Here is a 16099-nt window from a genome sequence, read left to right on the forward strand (position 1 = left end):
GTCACGAGAATGGAGCTGATCGTATGTTATTATCCGAAGTGGTACGGGATCTGAAGTACACGCTCGTCAAAGGCGATCTGGCCGTCGAAGCGGCATCCGTCGCTTACGATTCCAGAGAAGTGACGCCCGGCGGCGTGTTCGTCGCGATTGCCGGATTTACGGTAGACGGCCACCGCTTCATCGGCAAAGCGATCGAGCTCGGCGCGGCCGCTATAATCGTGGAGAAGGACGTTTCGGTCGAGGCGGACGTCGCCGTGCTTAAGGTAGCGGACACGAGGGAAGCGCTCGCCCGCGTCGCTTCGAACTTCTACGGTCGTCCGACGGAGCGGATGAACGTCATCGGCATTACCGGGACGAACGGCAAGACGTCGATTACGTATTTCCTGAAGTCCATTTATGAACAGGCCGGCACCGAGCTCGGCATTATCGGCACGATCGGAACCGTTATCGGGGACCGCGTCATCAAGAACAAAAATACGACGCCGGAGTCGCTGAATTTGCAGCGGCTATTCGTGGAGATGGCCGAAGCGCGCCTGAAGCATTGCGTCATGGAAGTATCATCCCATGCGCTCAATTTGAAGCGCGTCGCGCACACCCGCTTCAATACCGCCATATTTACGAACTTGACGCCCGATCATTTGGAGCTGCATCGCACGATGGACGAATATTTCGAGGCGAAGGCGCTGCTGTTCGACATGGCGGAGCATTACAACATCGTTAACGCGGACGACGAATACGGGCGCGTTCTCATTGACCGCCTGCGGGACCGCGAGCCGAAGCTGGTTACTTACGGCATCGAGCGGGAAGCGGATATTTATGCGTCGGACATTCATTATTTTGCCGATTATACGATCTATACCGTCAATACGCCGAAGGGGACCGCGCTCATTCGCGTGAACCTGCCGGGCGCGATATACGTCTATAACAGCTTGGCCGCGATCGCCGCCGCCTACTGCAACCGGTTCAGCCTGCAGCAAATTACCGAGGGCATCGCCGCCGTCGAAGGCATCAAGGGCCGGCTGGAGGTCGTCTATCAGGACGAGGATACGAAGATCATCGTGGACTTCGCCCATACGGAGGACAGCCTCGAGAAGGCGCTAAGCGCGATAAGGCCCTTCACGAAGGGGCGGATCATCCTCGTGTTCGGCGTATACGCCGCCGACGGGAAGCCGGGCCGGGATAAGCGCAGGGGTATGGCGAAGATCGCCGCGCAATACGCCGATTTTGCCGTCGTCACCTCCGACAATCCGAAGGAGCAGGATAACAATCTGATCATCCGGGAGATCGTGGAAGGCATCGAAGCCTACAACGGCAAGTACGAAGCGATCGTCGACCGGCGGGAGGCCATCGCGTTCGCGATCGAGCTCAGCAAGAAAGGCGACGTCATCCTGATCGCCGGCAAGGGCCACGAGACGAGCCAAGTCATCGGTAAGACGGAGGTTCCTTTCAACGAAGCGGAAATCGTGCGCGAAATCAAAGGAAGCCGCGGCAATTTGTCGGCGGGCTGACCGTTTCCTATTATAAATTCCATCCAAAGTAGGTCGAATTATGGAACAAAAAAGCTTAGGCGTCATAGGCGGAATGGGCCCGAAGGCGACATCCGTCTTTTTTGACAAGGTGATCGAACAGACCGCGGCCGACCGGGATCAAGACCATGTCGATATGGTCATCCTCAACCATGCGACGCTGCCCGACCGGACAGGCGTCATCTTAAGCGGACAAGGCGATCGGTTCCTGCAGGCGGTCGCCAAGGATCTGTTGCTTCTCGAAGCGGCCGGCGTCGCCCATATCGCGATTCCGTGCAACACGTCGCATTATTTCTATAACGAGATGCAGCGGATGACCGGCATACCGATTATTAATATGGTGGACGAGACGCTCCGGGTCATCGCGGCCCAATACGGCGAGCAGAGCCGGATCGGCCTCCTCGCCACGAACGGCACCGTCAGCAGCGGCGTGTACCGCGAAGGCTGCGACAGGTATCGCTTGCAGCTTCATGAGCCGAATGCTAAGGTGCAGGAGCATGTCATGGACATTATCTATAATAAAGTAAAACGCAACTTGCCCGTTGAACCGTCCGAGTTCGAAGGCATCATTAACGATCTGCTCGAGAACGAGAACTGCCAGTGCGTCATTATCGCCTGCACGGAACTATCCTGCATTCCGATCCGGGACGAAGTCGCGAAGCATTGCGTGGATGCGATGAACGTACTCGTGGAGCGGTCCATTGCGCTGTCCGGCAAGCAGTCGCTCTCGCAGGCGGCCGGGAGGAACTAAAGGCGTGGAGAGAATGGCCGGGACGGGGAATAATCGGCCGGAACGGGCGGCATGGGAAAGCTTCCTGGAGGAAGCTTTCGCCGGCGGGGCGCGGTGCAGGGAGCTGCGATTATCCGAGGAGGAGCTCGCTTTTGTGCGGGAGCGTTACCCGGGCGCGCGAGCGGAGCATGCGGCGTCCCCGGTCTATGCGGACGGGAAAGCGTGGTACAACGTCACGCTGCAGAGCAAGGAGCTGTCTCGGTAGGTCATGAAGCGGCCGGCGAGACAGCTTTTTTAATGTGGACCGTACAAAAGTAGCCGTCTTCGGGGGAATCAGGTCTAATTTTTAGACCTGATTGGCGGTTATTGGTATATTTTAGCCGATCAGATCTAATTTTTAGATCTGATTATGAATCCGCACGCTGAAGATGACGGCATGAAGTCAAGGTTCGCAGGGCGCGAATCATCACTCTCCGTAAATCTTGCCCCTCGCAATCGAGCGTGTTATAATTAATGTTGCTGCGCGCCCGTAGCTCAGCAGGATAGAGCGACAGTTTCCTAAACTGCAGGTCGTACGTTCGAATCGTATCGGGCGCGCCATACTTATAAAGAGTCGAGAACCGTACGGAGGTACGGTTTTTTGTTTTTGCGCGGGATCGGTGTCGACTTTGGGCCATCTATTGAGACCTTAATTGATTTTAAACCGTAGTAATATAGAGATTTGCATCGCCGAGCAATCATGCTACAATAAAGCTTGCTTCAAGCATTTGAACTTTCATGCAATATTTGGATAAATGGAGCAAATCGTTCCAATCGACCAATAAACAGGTTCACTTGCATTTAAAGCAGCGGAATGGTTGAACAAATAAAAGGGGGAAAACAATATGAAAGCAGCAGGCACTCTGCTCCTCGTTACCGGCATTATTGAAGCGGTTTTAGGCATACCCGTACTGGGCGGAAGCATCGTCCTTCTCTCGGGTTACACCGTCCTGTTTATGACGCTCATTCTGCACATCGTCACGCTGGTCCTTTGCTCGCAAAATCAAAGGCCGATCGCGGGCAGCATTCTCGGCATCGTCACTTCGGTTCTGGCATGGATTCCCGTGCTCGGCATGATCCTGCACATTGCCTCGGCCGTCGTGCTGCTCATTGCGGCTACCAAGAAAGTTGAGCCGCCTATGCCGCCGTATCCGCCGGCTCCAGGCAGCTTCTAAACCGAATCAGGGCTATCCGTTAACAGCGACGCTGCTGACGGATAGCCCTTCTTTATGAGCCGGTTATTTCGGCGGATGCTCTGCTGAGCCTATTTTTACGACGATAAACGCCCAATATGACGCCAACCGCGGCAAGCTCTGCAACGGTTCGCGTGCCTCCGTAAGAGATGAAAGGCATCGGCATCCCGGCAATCGGCAGCAGCCCGACCGACATCAGCATGTTCCACAGATAGTGAATACCGATGATGGAGAACAGTCCAACGACAAGCCCTCTAGCGTAAGGATCGCGCAATTGACGAGAGACGTTGATCGCCCTGCCGGCCAGTACCAGTATCAGCACCACCATGGCGGCCCCGAACACCCAGCCGAGACTGTAAATGAGATAGGTGAAGATCATATCGCCATAGACATAGGGTATCATTCTATTTTCGACGCCAAAGCCTTGGCCCCACATGCCTGCCGATTGAATGAAATGCAATGCCTTTAGCGTCATATACCCGCCGGGTTCGGAATGGGGATGGAGGAAGGCTTGCAGCCTTTCCATTAGCATGTAATAGTAATGCGGGTTCGACAATAGAAACCCTGAGCCGCCCACTATGTATGAGACGAGACCCGCCAGAAGCAATTTATAGTTTTTGGCGACAAGCCAGATAAGCGCCATCACGCTAAGGCCGTAGATGACAAGCGGAATCAAGGACCTGTTAGCGGTATACAGCAGTACCGGCACGAGAAAATAGAGGACCGTCATTTTTCCTATTGCTACCCATTGCGATCGATGAGCGGTCGGTTTATTCGCCTGCAGCGTTAAGGTACCCGCTATGGCAACCATAAACAAATAAGGGGATAAAGCATACACATCAAACCCAATCGATCCAATGCCTAACCATCGACCAGACCCGTTAATTTGTTGTCCAAATTCCGACCCGCCTAACACGAGGACGATATTCAAAATGTACAAATACCAAGAGTACTTTTTTAACGTCCGATAGTCCATGAAGTAAATAGCTATAAGGACGATGACTCCCGCTGCGACATATACGGATTTATGCTGGAAATATCGATCCACCAAACCGTATTCGTCAATCAATGTGAACTTCATCGCATACATGACCGACAGGCTTATTCCGACCATTATCGCTACAAGAACCGCTAAACTCCACTCGAACACCGGCTTATGGGCGGCGTGAAGCTGCTTGCCGATCTGATCCGGGTCGCCCATCCGCTCAAGCGCCTGACGAACGGCCTCCTCCTCCGTTACGCCTTCCCGAAGCTTGTCCTCTACAAGCTCATCCAGATGGCTAAGCATCTCGAGCCGTATCTCTTCATGGACTTCCTTCGCCTTAATATGCCCGCATACTTGCTTCAAAAATTGCCCGACCGCCTCGTTCCGGCTCCATTCCTTGCTCATGAGCGCCCCTCCCCCAGCACCCGGTCCACCGTCGTCCGGAACAGCTCCCATTCCCGCTTCTTGTCCTCCAGCTGCCCTCTGCCCTGAGGCGTAATCCGGTAATACTTCCGCTTGCGGCCGCCTTCCTCGTGCCAATACGACTCCACCAGCCGCTCCGTCTCGAGCGCGTGCAGGATCGGATACAGCGTTCCTTCCTTAAACGAAAACACGCCGCTGGAGCTGAGCTCGATTTCCTTCGTCATCTCATACCCGTACATCTCCTTACGGTCCAATAACGTCAAAATCAAAATTACAGTGCTTCCTTTCATCAGTTCCTTGTTAATTTTCATGGCGGTCTCCCTCCATACATAGAAATCCTATACATCGATTATCTATGTATTAGTATAATGCTCTTCCCATTTCATGACAACCCCGTACAACTGACGATTGCCCTTTTCCTTCGCGGTTGATCTATTTATGCATATCCTGCGGCTTGGTGAACGTATAAGTAACATACGGCTCATAACCGGAGACACTTTAAGGGAGGCATTACACCATGAATCAACACCCCTACGGCCTGCATAAAGATGAGAAAATGTACGCCATGCTGTGCCATTTGCTCGCATTCAGCGGGTTCGTCATTCCGTTCGGCTCCATCATCGGTCCGTTAGTCATTTGGCTGTTGAAGAAAGACCAATCTTATTTCGTCGACATGCACGGCAAGGAGTCGCTGAACTTCCAAATCAGCTTCGCGATTTACGGCATTATCTCAAGCCTGCTTATCCTCATCCTTATCGGGATCGTCACCTCTATCGCCTTGTTCATCTTCTGGATCGCTTTCACGATCATCGCTTCGATCCGGGCTTCCGAAGGCAAGGATTATCGTTATCCAATGACGATTCGCTTCTTTAAATGAATGGACAAAAAAAGCAGCGCCCCCAAAGCGGGAGTGCTGCTTCTTTCTTTACATGCCCGCAGGCAGCTCGAACATTTGGGTCAGTTCATCGAGCGTCAGCGCATCCGTCGGAATTTCGTTCTCGAATGCGGCGTCCTTGTTGATCTCGGAATAAGTCGCGTCGAAATGAAGGCCAAGCTTCAGGCTCTGGCCGCTTTCCTTGTCCGTTGCTTCCACGCCCACTTGGCCGTCTTGGTACACCATGTAGCCGTCCTGGATTGCGCCAGTGAGTTTGAGCTTATTCACTTTAACGTCGTTCTTCAGCACGTCGAGAATTTCCGCCTTATTCGCTTCGAGATCCGTCTTAAACTGCTCAACGTCGGCTTTCTCCAGCTGCAGCGCCTTCAACGACTCCTCGTTCTTCAGCAGCACGTCGATCAGCTCGGGCAGCACCTGATTAATGACGGTGTCTACCGTTTGGGCATAATTCGTTTCGTTAATTTCCACGGCAATGATCTGATCGGCTTTCAGCCCCTCGGGCAATCCCGCTTCGGCGGCTTTCGGCTCGCTGAAATACGTTTTCTCGTCAAGGTGCTTCAGAAGCACCGCTCCGATTTCCTTGCCAAGCTTCTGCTGGGCGGCTATGTCGATCTGCGCGCCGCCTTGCTGCTCGGCAAGCTCCTTCAGATCGATCTTTATATATTTGCCCGTAACCGTCTCCGGCAGCGGAAGCATCGGAATTTGCGGGATTTTGACATAGAGCGTATCCGGCGTCATGATCATCGGCACCGACAGCTTCATCTCCATATCGCCGGGAATGACGATTTCCATATTCAAATCGGTCCGCATCGGATCCTTCTGATAGATCGCGTCGACCGTGATGGATGCATCCTTAATCATACCGATAATGGCAGCTGCCGCAGCAGCGTCGGCCCCGGCCGCCGCATCCTGCGGAATTTCGAGCTCGTCAAGCCCGAATGACATTTTGACCTTGTAGGAGTCCGCCTCCGATATTTTGGTCATGGCCGACTGCAACGCTTCCTTCGCCGGCTTCCCCGAGCTGCACCCCGCGATGACGACCAAAATAACGGTTAATGCGAGCACCGCTATTTTTTGAAACTTTTTCATGAATCCGTTCCTCCCCTAACCTATCTTTATATAAGCACCTCCCATTTTATAATAAATCGGCAACATTTAGAAGCAATAACCAAAAAATCCCGTTTCGATTAATGAAACGGGACGTTGGATCTATTGCTTTTGAGGACCTTTGACAGTAGGAATTCGGATATCCTTATCCTTGAGGGTTACGGTGGCTGACGTGATTGTTCTGCTTCGTCTTCTTGGAACCCGACATAGGCTCCTGTACGCCGCCGTCGCCGCCGCTGCGCCGCTGCTTCCCGACATTGCTCTCCGGCACGGGATAACGGTCTGGTTTGCTCATGGTCGCGTCTCTCCTTCGCAGTTACCGAATCATCTTCAATAAGTTCGGTTAGCTTCGTTGATGCTCCAAATCCGACGGCTGGTCAAAGTTCAGCGAATCCTGATGCCGCCGGTCGTTCTTGTCCTGCTGCAGCTGCTGAGCCTGATGGCTGTTGACCGGATCCTGCTCCAGCGCCTCCACGACGTTCGATAAATTTTTGTCGGCCGTGCCCTTTGCTTTGCTCATGTCCAATCGCCTCCCCTACGCATGAGTCAGTTGCTGAAGCGATTGCGCGCATTCATGCAAATGACGGGTGTAATCCTGAATAAGCTGCTGCATTATATCGCCTCGCTCATCGATCGAGACATTATCCTTCTCCACGTCGATGAGGTCCACCTTCACTTCGCGGCTGTCCACGTAGGTTACCTTGAAGTCGAAGGTGTACTCCTGATGGCCCGCCGTATCGATCGTTACGCGAAGCGCCTTCGCGTCCGCCTCGTCCGGATGCACCTTCGTCCGGTCGGCCTTGTTCATGACCACCGGCAGCGTTTGCCGCCAGGCATCGGCCAAGCTGTCCTGGTTCATCTGCAGTTCGTCTGATTTACCCATCTATAAGCACCTCCACACCGTATAAGATGCGATTTGGGCCGGCTTTTTATACGATTGCGCTCCTAACAAAAAAAAGCCCCAACGCATGCTTGCGTTAAGGCTTGTATTATGTAACGGAGTAGAATGGCGGAGAGGGTGGGACTCGAACCCACGTGGGCTTGCGCCCTAACGGTTTTCAAGACCGCCCCGTTATGACCGCTTCGGTACCTCTCCACTTTCAATTGTCACGAAAATTATTGTACCACAAGCCGAAATACAGAAGCAACTCCGATTTGGCTTGTGGTAAAAATTAAGCGGCAGCCTGTTAAGCCTGGATAACGCTAATTCCGCCCATATACGGACGCAGAACCTCCGGAATCGTCACCGATCCGTCGGCTTGCTGATAATTTTCGAGGATCGCGGCAAACGTTCTGCCGACCGCAAGGCCCGATCCGTTCAGCGTATGAACGAATTCCGGCTTGCTCTTTGCGTCCCGGCGGAACCGAATGGCCGCCCGGCGGGCCTGAAAGTCCTCCACGTTCGAGCAGGACGAGATTTCGCGGTACGTATCGGCGCTTGGCAGCCATACTTCAAGATCGTACGTTTTGGCCGCGGTAAAGCCCATATCGCCCGTACAGAGCGCCAGTACGCGGTAAGGCAGACCCAGCAGCTGCAGCACTCTCTCCGCATTCTCGGTCATCTTCTCCAGCTCGTCGTACGATTCCTCCGGCTTCGTCAGCTTGATCAGCTCGACCTTGTTGAACTGATGCTGGCGGATCAAGCCGCGCGTATCCCGGCCGGCCGCGCCCGCCTCGGAACGGAAGCAGGAGCTGTAGGCGACAAAATACTTCGGCAGCTCGTCCGCAGACAGGATCTCTTCCCGATGAAGGTTCGTCACCGGCACTTCCGCCGTCGGGATAAGGAAATAGTCCGAGTCGTTCAGCTTGAACAGATCCTCTTCGAACTTCGGCAGCTGGCCTGTACCGAACAAGCTGTCCCGGTTGACGATATACGGAGGCAGCACTTCCTCGTAGCCGTGCCGGTCGCTATGCAGGTCCATCATGAAGCTGATCAGCGCACGCTCGAGACGGGCGCCAAGTCCGCGGTAGAACGTAAAGCGGGAACCCGTTACTTTGCCTGCCCGTTCAAAATCCAGAATGCCGAGAGCTTGCGCGATTTCCCAGTGCGGCTTCGGCTCGTAGCCGAAGCTCGGAACGTCGCCGTTGCGGCGAATTTCCACGTTGTCTTCCTCGGACTTGCCGACCGGCACGGTCTCGCTTGGAATATTCGGAATCGCTTGTGTCAGCTCGTCCACTTGGACTTCCAGCTGCCGCAGCTCTTCGTCCAGCTCTTTGATCCGGTCGCCGACCTCACGCATCTCGACGATGAGCGCTTCGGCGTCGCCGCCGGACTTCTTCAGCTTCGCAACCTCCTGGGATACCGTGTTGCGGCGGTTTTTGAGCTGCTCGGTTTCCTGGATCAAGTCGCGGCGCTTCGTATCCAGCGCGGGAAAACCGGCGATCAGATCAAGCGACGCACCGCGGTTGCGAAGCGCCTGCTCGACCTTCTCGAAATCGTTTCTAAGCAATTTTACGTCCAACAATTTTGTTTAAGCCCCTCTCTGAAGGGAGTAGTATTGGTCTATTATTAGAGTTATGCCCGGCTTGCGGCGGCTTCTTTCACCATATCGAGGAAATAAGCGTGAAGGCTGTAATCGTCCGTGAGCTCCGGATGGTACGATACGGCAAGCAGATGGCCTTGTCTTGCGGTTACGATCTCGTTGTTGTACGTCGACAAGACGTCCACGTCCGGACCGACCTCCTTGATGAGCGGAGCGCGAATGAATACGGCGCGAACCGGCTCGTCGATGCCTTTCACGCGCAGATCGGTCTCGAAGCTTTCTCGCTGCCGGCCGAACGCGTTGCGGGCAACCGTCATGTCCATCAGGCGCAAATGCGCGTCCTCATTACCTTCAATCCGGTCGGCAAGCACGATCAGGCCCGCGCAGGTGCCGAACAGCGGCTTACCTTGCGCGGAGAACGCCGCGATCGCATCCATGAAACCGTATTTTCTCATCAGCTTGCCGATCGTCGTGCTCTCGCCGCCCGGAATGACAAGCCCGTTCAGCTCGTCCAGCTGCTCCACCCTTTTAACGGCGACCGCTTCCGCGCCCGCCGCCTCCAAGCTTCGTATATGCTCCGCGACCGCGCCTTGAAGCGCTAGAACGCCAATTTTCATTATGCTTCGCCTTCCTTTACGGCAAGAGCCGGCGGCGCATCATCGCGCTAGCCGGCACCTGCAGATCCGATCTATTTAAATACCGCGGTCTTGCATGCGTTGAGCGGCTTCAAGCTTGGAAATTTCGATGCCCTTCATCGGCGTACCCAAGTTTTTGGATACTTCCGCGATCAGCTTGTAGTCTTGGTAATGCGTCGTCGCTTCAACGATCGCGCGGGCGAATTTCTCCGGGCTGTCCGATTTGAAAATACCGGAGCCTACGAATACGCCGTCTGCGCCCAGGTGCATCATCAGCGCCGCGTCCGATGGCGTCGCTACGCCGCCTGCGGCGAAGTTGACGACCGGCAGCTTGCCCGTCTCATGCACGCCGAGCAGCAGCTCGTACGGAACGCCAAGCAGCTTCGCTTCATGATACAGCTCGTCCTTCGACAACCCTTGCACTTTGCGGATTTGGCCGTTGATCAGGCGAAGATGGCGCACCGCTTCCACGATGTTGCCCGTTCCCGGCTCGCCCTTCGTACGAAGCATAGCCGCGCCTTCTTGAATGCGGCGAAGCGCTTCGCCAAGATCCTTCGCTCCGCATACGAACGGAATGGTGAATTCGTTCTTGCTGATATGGAATACTTCGTCCGCTGGCGTCAGCACTTCGCTCTCGTCGATATAGTCGACGCCCATCGACTCCAGCACCTTCGCTTCGACGTAGTGGCCGATACGAGCCTTCGCCATAACCGGAATCGATACGACCTTCATGACTTCTTCCACGATCGTCGGGTCAGCCATGCGAGCTACGCCGCCGGCCGCGCGAATATCGGAAGGAACCCGCTCAAGCGCCATGACCGCCGTCGCGCCGGCCGCTTCCGCCACCTTCGCTTGCTCGGCGTTCATGACGTCCATGATGACGCCGCCCTTTTGCATTTCTGCCATGCCGCGTTTTACGCGCGATGTACCTGTCTCCATCCTACAAATCCTCCTATTATCCTGCATGAAATGATATGTTGCCGAAGTTGTTCTAACCATTGATTTTACAGGAACGCCGCCTAATCGACAACCCTTGTTTTGCGTCATTTCCTTGTTATCTGCTCGGATTAGAACAAATTGACGATTCCGTTAAACAATCCGGCAAAAAAGTCCCCGATGGCGCGGAACATTAACCGGAACCAGCCCGCTTTTTCCGCTTCGGCGTTTGTCACCAGGTTGACCGTATGCTCAAGCGATTGCTTCGTCTCCGCGTCGGTGTATTTGTAGGTAACCGTGCCTACGACCGTGCCGGCGGCGATCGGAGCGACAAGCTCGTCCTGCGATTTCAATTGGCTCTTGACGAGCTCGATCTGCGGCTCGACGCCCTTCTTCACCATGAAAGTGATGTCTTTCTCCGTTACGACCGGAACCGACTTCTTCTTGCCCTTCTTAATTTGAACCGTTTGGATCGTTTCTACCACGGATTTCGGAGGAAGCACCGTCTTTTTCTCGAACGTGCTGAAGCCGTAGTTGTACAGCTTGGCCGTCTCGTTGAATCGCGCCGACTTCGTCGCCGTATCCATCACGACGCTGATGAAGCGCTGGTCGCCGCGTTGAACGGTACCCGTAAAGTTGTAGCCGGCCGAGTTAATAAACCCGGTCTTCATGCCGTCGACGCCTTCATACGCCAAATGCTTCAAGCCGGGCTGGTTGGTATTCGTGCCCAGCATCCAGTTAATGTTGACGATCGCATCGTCCTTCTCGCGGAACTTGTACTCCTGGATCTTCGAATAATCGAGAAATTCCGGATGCTCCGTCAAAATAATACGAGCAAGCTTCGCCATATCCCTCACAGAAATGACGCTCGTCTCGGACAGTCCCGTCGCGCTCGTGAACACCGCGGACGGCAAGCCGAGCGTGCCGGCCATTTCGTTCATTTTCTCCACGAAGCCCTGCTCGCTGCCCGAAATTTGAGACGCTAGCGCGATCGTTGCGTCATTGGCCGAGCCTACCGCCATTGCTTTGTACAATTCCAACACTGTATGTTGATCGCCCTGCGCCAGAAAGACGGAAGAGCCGTCAGGAGGCGTGGAAGCCGCTTCCGCGCTCGTCGTTACGACTTCCTCCCATGACAGGCGCCCGCTCGAAATTTCTTCGAGCACGATATATTCCGTCATCAGCTTCGTCATGCTTGCCGCAGGAAGCGGTTCGTCTTCGTTAACTCCATATAACACTTGACCGGATTGCGCATCAACCAATATTGCCGCTTTAACTTGCAAGCCCAATGAGTTTTCCGTGCTGGGCCTTCCTTGATAACCTTCCCCATATGCCGCCGTAGATCCAAGAGACAGCATGATCATCCAACTCGCCAGACCTGCGGCGATAACCGGCTTCAACCGAACCGGCCTTCCCAATACCTTCAACGTCGTCTCCCCTTTTCCCACTTGGATTGTCCGTTGTTAATTGTATCATATGAAATGGTTACAATTAAACCTCTTAAAAGGTTACAAGAATGAGTAATCCTTCATAAAAAAACCAGGCCGGACGCCCGCGATGCCATCGCTTCGTCCAACCTGGCTTGTATGCTCGCCGATCCCGATTACAGGGAGTAGTTCGGTGCTTCCTTCGTAATTTGCACGTCGTGCGGATGGCTCTCGCGAAGACCCGAGCCGGTAATCCGTACGAACTGCGTATCGTTCTTCAATTCCTCGAGCGATGCCGTGCCGCAGTATCCCATGCCGGAACGCAAGCCGCCGAGCAGCTGGTGAACCGTATCCGCGAGCGGCCCTTTGTAAGGAACGCGGCCTTCGATGCCTTCCGGAACGAGCTTGCTCTCGTTATCCTGGAAATAACGGTCCTTGCTGCCTTCCTTCATGGCGCCGATCGAGCCCATGCCGCGGTACACTTTAAAGCTGCGGCCTTGGAAAATTTCCGTCTCGCCGGGGCTCTCGGCCGTACCCGCGAACAGGCTGCCGATCATAATCGCGCTTGCGCCGGATGCGATCGCCTTCGTAATATCGCCGGAATATTTAATGCCGCCGTCCGCGATAATCGGAATATTGTACTCGCGCGCTACCGTAGCGCAATCGTAAATCGCCGTAATTTGCGGTACGCCGATCCCCGCGATGACACGGGTTGTACAAATCGACCCCGGTCCGATGCCGACCTTGACGACCGAAGCGCCGGCTTCGATCAGGTCGCGCGTCGCGTCGCCGGTTGCCACGTTGCCTGCAATAATCGTTAGTTCCGGATAGGCCGCGCGCAGCTTGCGAACCGCTTCGAGGATGTTGATGTGGTGTCCGTGAGCCGAATCGACCACAAGCACGTCGATGCCGGCCTGCACGAGCGCCTCGGCGCGATCCATCGTATCCTTCGAGATGCCTACCGCCGCGCCGCAGAGCAAGCGGCCGTGCTTATCCTTCGCCGCATTCGGGAATTGGATCGCTTTCTCGATGTCTTTGATCGTAATAAGTCCTTTAAGCGTGTTGGTCTCGTCGACGAGCGGCAGCTTCTCGATCTTATGCTTCTGCAGCAAAACTTCCGCTTCCTGCAGCGTCGTGCCGACAGGCGCCGTCACAAGCTCCTCGCACGTCATGACTTCGTGTATTTTGATCGAATAATCGTGTACGAAACGCAAGTCGCGGTTCGTCAGAATGCCGACCAGCTTCTTATCCTGGTTAACGATCGGAACCCCGGAAATGCGGTATTTGCCCATTAGCTCTTCGGCGTCGTAGACATGATGATCGGGCGTCAGCGAAAACGGATTTGTAATAACGCCGCTCTCCGAACGTTTCACACGGTCGACTTCCTCCGCTTGCTGCGCGACCGACATGTTCTTGTGAATGATGCCGATCCCGCCCTCACGCGCTATTGCGATCGCCAAAGCGGATTCGGTGACGGTGTCCATGCCTGCGCTTATGAGCGGAATGTTCAGCTTAATGTTCTCGCTCAGTCTTGTCGAGATGTCAACTTCCCTAGGCAGCACTTCTGATTTGCGCGGAACAAGCAGAACGTCGTCAAACGTTAGCCCTTCTTTGGCGAATTTCGTTTCCCACACGAGTATGTTCCTCCCTTATTTTCAGTACCTCTCACGTATATTATTGCAATATTAGCAGAGGGGGTATAGGCTGTCAAGGCTGAACGACCGCTTTGTCCACTCAGCCGCCATACCGCATGGGAAGGGGAAAAATCCGCCATTTGCCTAGAAAAAATCAGGCAAAAACGTCATTCGTTCGGGAATGCGTATTTGTAAGCGGTTAATCGCGTCGGCGCCTCCGTGAATGCGTCCTATTTGCGATAATTGCGCCGGGCGGAGATAGCCGAGAAGCATCGTTGTCAACGTCCCGATATCGGTCCGTATCGCCTCCGCCGCCTCCTCGTCCTGCTGCAGCCGCCTGAGCTGCGCATTTCCGGATGCGCCGATTTCCAGCATGTACCGCCCCGCGTTCCAAGGCGCGTGCTCATCGTCGATCGTGATGACGAAGCGGTCTTCAGCGGATGCTTCCGTGAACGCATAGTTTCGAACGAACGCTTCCGCATCCACAATTCTGGCCATGAAGTAAGGAATCGTTTCCTGCTTGATCCGGGGATTCGGCAGCAGATACGGCAGCAAATCATCGGCCGGCGCGGTCAGCGCCACTTCCTCGATCATCGAATCATGCTGCGCGATATAAGACCACAAAGCCTCTCTCGCCTCTTCGTTTAAGTAAACCAGCTCGTGCACGGTCAATCGATTCGTTTTCACTTCGTAAATCATATAACCAAGCGCTTCGCCGCTCGCGCCGTAATAAACGGCTGTCTGACCGGGTTTTCGACTGCTGACGCGATACTTCCACCATTGCTCCGTCCGCACCAGCGTGCCGTTGTAACGAGACGCATATTGTTCATACATGCCGTTCAACAAGGAGTAGTTGCCGTAGATGCGCTCCATTCGCCCTTCATACGTGTTCCTTGGCGGAAGATGCGCTGACTTTATCGTGTAAGCTTTGTACTCGGTATGCATTTCCCACCCAAACTTGCGGTAAAAGGCAAAAGCAAAAGGGGCGAGAAGCGAAATCGTCTGTCCCTTCGCCTTCATTTCCTGCAGCGAATGGACAAGCAGCTTGGCAACCAAGCCTTGACGCCGATATTCCGGCCATGTGGCCACACCTGCCACACCGCCCATCGCGAAGCGCTTGCCGCCAACGAATATTTCCAGATCAAGCACCATCGCTTGCGCAGCTAGACGCCCATCGACAAAAGCGGCATGCCGATCGGCGGGTTCCTCTTGGAGCTGTTCCTTTATCTTCTCCAGCTCTTGCTCAGTCCTCTGAAATTGAAAGGCAAATTGCGATAATGCCATTGCTTCCCCGAAATGCTCCATACCCAGCGCTTTAATCTCGATACCTGTCCCCATCTGCCAAAAGCCTCCTTTGATTCCTTTACTTCCTTACCTATTAAACCATCATGGCATAAAATCCTTTATTTCTCGGCTAAAACGTATCTCCGAGCAAGTTATTCTCGGTTCTTATACCCCCGCATTTTGCCATAGACTCCTCTTATGTACTTTGCCAATTAGTTCCCCGCTAAAACGTACGCTAGTCTCCTTCTTCTTCGCATGAACAACAAAAAACCTACCGCAAACCTGCGGTAGGTTCCTCGTGCTTGGCGACGGCCATTCCGCACCGGACGGATAAGCTTCATCGCGAACGCTTCGAGGTCGGCATCTGAAGCTTCCTCTAGGATCGCATCCGCTTCCCCGGCATACGACGATGAGAAGCTTCAGTTACTCTCCCAGGAGAGGGATGAAGTCGCCTTCTTCTTCGCATGAACAACAAAAAACCTACCGCAAACCTGCGGTAGGTTCCTCGTGCCTGGCGACGTCCATTCCGCACCGGACGGATAGGCTTCATCGCGAACGCTTCGAGGTCGGCATCTGAAGCTTCCTCTAGGATCGCATCCGCTTCCCCGGCATACGACGATGAGAAGCTTCAGTTACTCTCCCGGGAGAGGGATTGAGTCTCCTTCTTCTTCGCATGAACAACAAAAAACCTACCGCAAACCTGCGGTAGGTCTCTCGTGCTTGGCGACGTCCTACTCTCCCAAGACCCTGCGGTCTAAGTACCATCGGCGCTGGAGGGCTTAACGGTCGTGTTCGGTATGGG

Annotated in this window: 17 protein-coding genes, 2 tRNA genes and 1 rRNA gene; 6 read left to right on the forward strand and 14 right to left on the reverse strand. The window is 54.4% G+C overall.

Annotation, left to right across the window (positions count from 1 at the left end; all coding sequences use genetic code 11):
- Window positions 1–23 precede the first annotated feature (23 nt).
- From IDH41_RS23975 to IDH41_RS23995, 5 genes are all read left to right on the forward strand, one after another.
- Window positions 24–1508 (forward strand): UDP-N-acetylmuramoyl-L-alanyl-D-glutamate--2,6-diaminopimelate ligase, encoded by a 1485-nt coding sequence (locus tag IDH41_RS23975; RefSeq protein WP_190865636.1) that lies wholly within the window; start codon window positions 24–26, stop codon window positions 1506–1508.
- A 40-nt stretch (window positions 1509–1548) separates the two neighbouring features.
- Complete coding sequence (locus tag IDH41_RS23980; protein ID WP_190865638.1) at window positions 1549–2277, forward strand: cysteate racemase; 729 nt, start codon at window positions 1549–1551, stop codon at window positions 2275–2277.
- A 4-nt stretch (window positions 2278–2281) separates the two neighbouring features.
- The gene (locus IDH41_RS23985; RefSeq protein ID WP_190865640.1) at window positions 2282–2521 is read left to right on the forward strand and encodes a hypothetical protein; all 240 of its coding nucleotides are present in this window, start codon (window positions 2282–2284) and stop codon (window positions 2519–2521) included.
- A 258-nt stretch (window positions 2522–2779) separates the two neighbouring features.
- Window positions 2780–2856: transfer RNA gene (locus IDH41_RS23990), tRNA-Arg, on the forward strand.
- A 284-nt stretch (window positions 2857–3140) separates the two neighbouring features.
- Entirely contained in the window at window positions 3141–3470 is a 330-nt protein-coding gene (locus tag IDH41_RS23995) for a hypothetical protein (protein WP_190865642.1), read from the forward strand.
- A gap of 52 nt (window positions 3471–3522) precedes the next feature.
- On the opposite strand, the gene IDH41_RS24000 is transcribed toward IDH41_RS23995, so the two are convergent.
- Complete coding sequence (locus IDH41_RS24000; protein ID WP_190865644.1) at window positions 3523–4878, reverse strand: FtsW/RodA/SpoVE family cell cycle protein; 1356 nt, start codon at window positions 4876–4878, stop codon at window positions 3523–3525.
- Entirely contained in the window at window positions 4875–5207 is a 333-nt protein-coding gene (locus IDH41_RS24005) for a PadR family transcriptional regulator (protein ID WP_190865646.1), read from the reverse strand. Before IDH41_RS24005 ends, IDH41_RS24000 begins: the two co-directional genes overlap by 4 nt.
- A gap of 206 nt (window positions 5208–5413) precedes the next feature.
- Between IDH41_RS24005 and IDH41_RS24010 the strand changes: the two genes are divergently transcribed.
- Window positions 5414–5773: a DUF4870 domain-containing protein gene (locus IDH41_RS24010; protein ID WP_190865648.1), complete on the forward strand. Its 360-nt coding sequence runs from the start codon at window positions 5414–5416 to the stop codon at window positions 5771–5773.
- A 48-nt stretch (window positions 5774–5821) separates the two neighbouring features.
- Here IDH41_RS24010 and IDH41_RS24015 read toward each other — a convergent pair whose 3' ends face one another.
- From IDH41_RS24015 to rrf, 12 genes are all read right to left on the reverse strand, one after another.
- Window positions 5822–6880, reverse strand: a complete 1059-nt coding sequence (locus IDH41_RS24015) for a hypothetical protein (protein ID WP_190865650.1) — start codon at window positions 6878–6880, stop codon at window positions 5822–5824.
- 163 nt (window positions 6881–7043) lie between these two features.
- The gene (locus tag IDH41_RS24020) at window positions 7044–7193 is read right to left on the reverse strand and encodes a small acid-soluble spore protein P (RefSeq protein ID WP_190865652.1); all 150 of its coding nucleotides are present in this window, start codon (window positions 7191–7193) and stop codon (window positions 7044–7046) included.
- A 48-nt stretch (window positions 7194–7241) separates the two neighbouring features.
- The gene (locus tag IDH41_RS24025) at window positions 7242–7418 is read right to left on the reverse strand and encodes a hypothetical protein (RefSeq protein ID WP_190865654.1); all 177 of its coding nucleotides are present in this window, start codon (window positions 7416–7418) and stop codon (window positions 7242–7244) included.
- Window positions 7419–7433: 15 nt separating this feature from the next.
- Window positions 7434–7781 carry a hypothetical protein gene (locus IDH41_RS24030; RefSeq protein WP_190865656.1) on the reverse strand — a complete coding sequence of 116 codons (348 nt, stop codon included), beginning with the start codon at window positions 7779–7781 and terminating at the stop codon, window positions 7434–7436.
- A 124-nt stretch (window positions 7782–7905) separates the two neighbouring features.
- A tRNA-Ser gene (locus IDH41_RS24035) sits at window positions 7906–7994 on the reverse strand.
- A gap of 91 nt (window positions 7995–8085) precedes the next feature.
- Window positions 8086–9363, reverse strand: a complete 1278-nt coding sequence (gene serS, locus IDH41_RS24040; RefSeq protein WP_190865658.1) for a serine--tRNA ligase — start codon at window positions 9361–9363, stop codon at window positions 8086–8088.
- A gap of 50 nt (window positions 9364–9413) precedes the next feature.
- Window positions 9414–9998, reverse strand: a complete 585-nt coding sequence (gene pdxT / locus IDH41_RS24045) for a pyridoxal 5'-phosphate synthase glutaminase subunit PdxT (RefSeq protein ID WP_223830013.1) — start codon at window positions 9996–9998, stop codon at window positions 9414–9416.
- Between the two features lie 75 nt (window positions 9999–10073).
- Window positions 10074–10955 (reverse strand): pyridoxal 5'-phosphate synthase lyase subunit PdxS, encoded by an 882-nt coding sequence (gene pdxS, locus IDH41_RS24050; protein ID WP_190865660.1) that lies wholly within the window; start codon window positions 10953–10955, stop codon window positions 10074–10076.
- A gap of 128 nt (window positions 10956–11083) precedes the next feature.
- Window positions 11084–12379, reverse strand: a complete 1296-nt coding sequence (locus IDH41_RS24055) for a D-alanyl-D-alanine carboxypeptidase family protein (RefSeq protein ID WP_190865662.1) — start codon at window positions 12377–12379, stop codon at window positions 11084–11086.
- 176 nt (window positions 12380–12555) lie between these two features.
- Complete coding sequence (gene guaB / locus IDH41_RS24060; RefSeq protein WP_190865664.1) at window positions 12556–14013, reverse strand: IMP dehydrogenase; 1458 nt, start codon at window positions 14011–14013, stop codon at window positions 12556–12558.
- 144 nt (window positions 14014–14157) lie between these two features.
- Complete coding sequence (locus IDH41_RS24065; protein WP_223830014.1) at window positions 14158–15351, reverse strand: GNAT family N-acetyltransferase; 1194 nt, start codon at window positions 15349–15351, stop codon at window positions 14158–14160.
- 664 nt (window positions 15352–16015) lie between these two features.
- Window positions 16016–16099 (reverse strand): 5S ribosomal RNA (gene rrf, locus IDH41_RS32290); the annotation flags it as partial.

The sequence above is a fragment of the Paenibacillus arenilitoris genome, from assembly GCF_014705655.1.
Lineage (GTDB): Bacteria > Bacillota > Bacilli > Paenibacillales > Paenibacillaceae > Pristimantibacillus > Pristimantibacillus arenilitoris.

Bases quoted from the DNA above. Each gene is read 5' to 3' on its own strand.
- IDH41_RS23975 (WP_190865636.1), top strand. From the start codon at position 24: ATGTTATTATCCGAAGTGGTACGGGATCTGAAGTACACGCTCGTCAAA.
- IDH41_RS23980 (WP_190865638.1), top strand. From the start codon at position 1,549: ATGGAACAAAAAAGCTTAGGCGTCATAGGCGGAATGGGCCCGAAGGCG.
- IDH41_RS23995 (WP_190865642.1), top strand. From the start codon at position 3,141: ATGAAAGCAGCAGGCACTCTGCTCCTCGTTACCGGCATTATTGAAGCG.
- IDH41_RS24000 (WP_190865644.1), bottom strand. From the start codon at position 4,878: ATGAGCAAGGAATGGAGCCGGAACGAGGCGGTCGGGCAATTTTTGAAG.
- IDH41_RS24005 (WP_190865646.1), bottom strand. From the start codon at position 5,207: ATGAAAATTAACAAGGAACTGATGAAAGGAAGCACTGTAATTTTGATT.
- IDH41_RS24010 (WP_190865648.1), top strand. From the start codon at position 5,414: ATGAATCAACACCCCTACGGCCTGCATAAAGATGAGAAAATGTACGCC.
- IDH41_RS24015 (WP_190865650.1), bottom strand. From the start codon at position 6,880: ATGAAAAAGTTTCAAAAAATAGCGGTGCTCGCATTAACCGTTATTTTG.
- IDH41_RS24020 (WP_190865652.1), bottom strand. From the start codon at position 7,193: ATGAGCAAACCAGACCGTTATCCCGTGCCGGAGAGCAATGTCGGGAAG.
- IDH41_RS24025 (WP_190865654.1), bottom strand. From the start codon at position 7,418: ATGAGCAAAGCAAAGGGCACGGCCGACAAAAATTTATCGAACGTCGTG.
- IDH41_RS24030 (WP_190865656.1), bottom strand. From the start codon at position 7,781: ATGGGTAAATCAGACGAACTGCAGATGAACCAGGACAGCTTGGCCGAT.
- pdxT (WP_223830013.1), bottom strand. From the start codon at position 9,998: ATGAAAATTGGCGTTCTAGCGCTTCAAGGCGCGGTCGCGGAGCATATA.
- pdxS (WP_190865660.1), bottom strand. From the start codon at position 10,955: ATGGAGACAGGTACATCGCGCGTAAAACGCGGCATGGCAGAAATGCAA.
- IDH41_RS24065 (WP_223830014.1), bottom strand. From the start codon at position 15,351: ATGGGGACAGGTATCGAGATTAAAGCGCTGGGTATGGAGCATTTCGGG.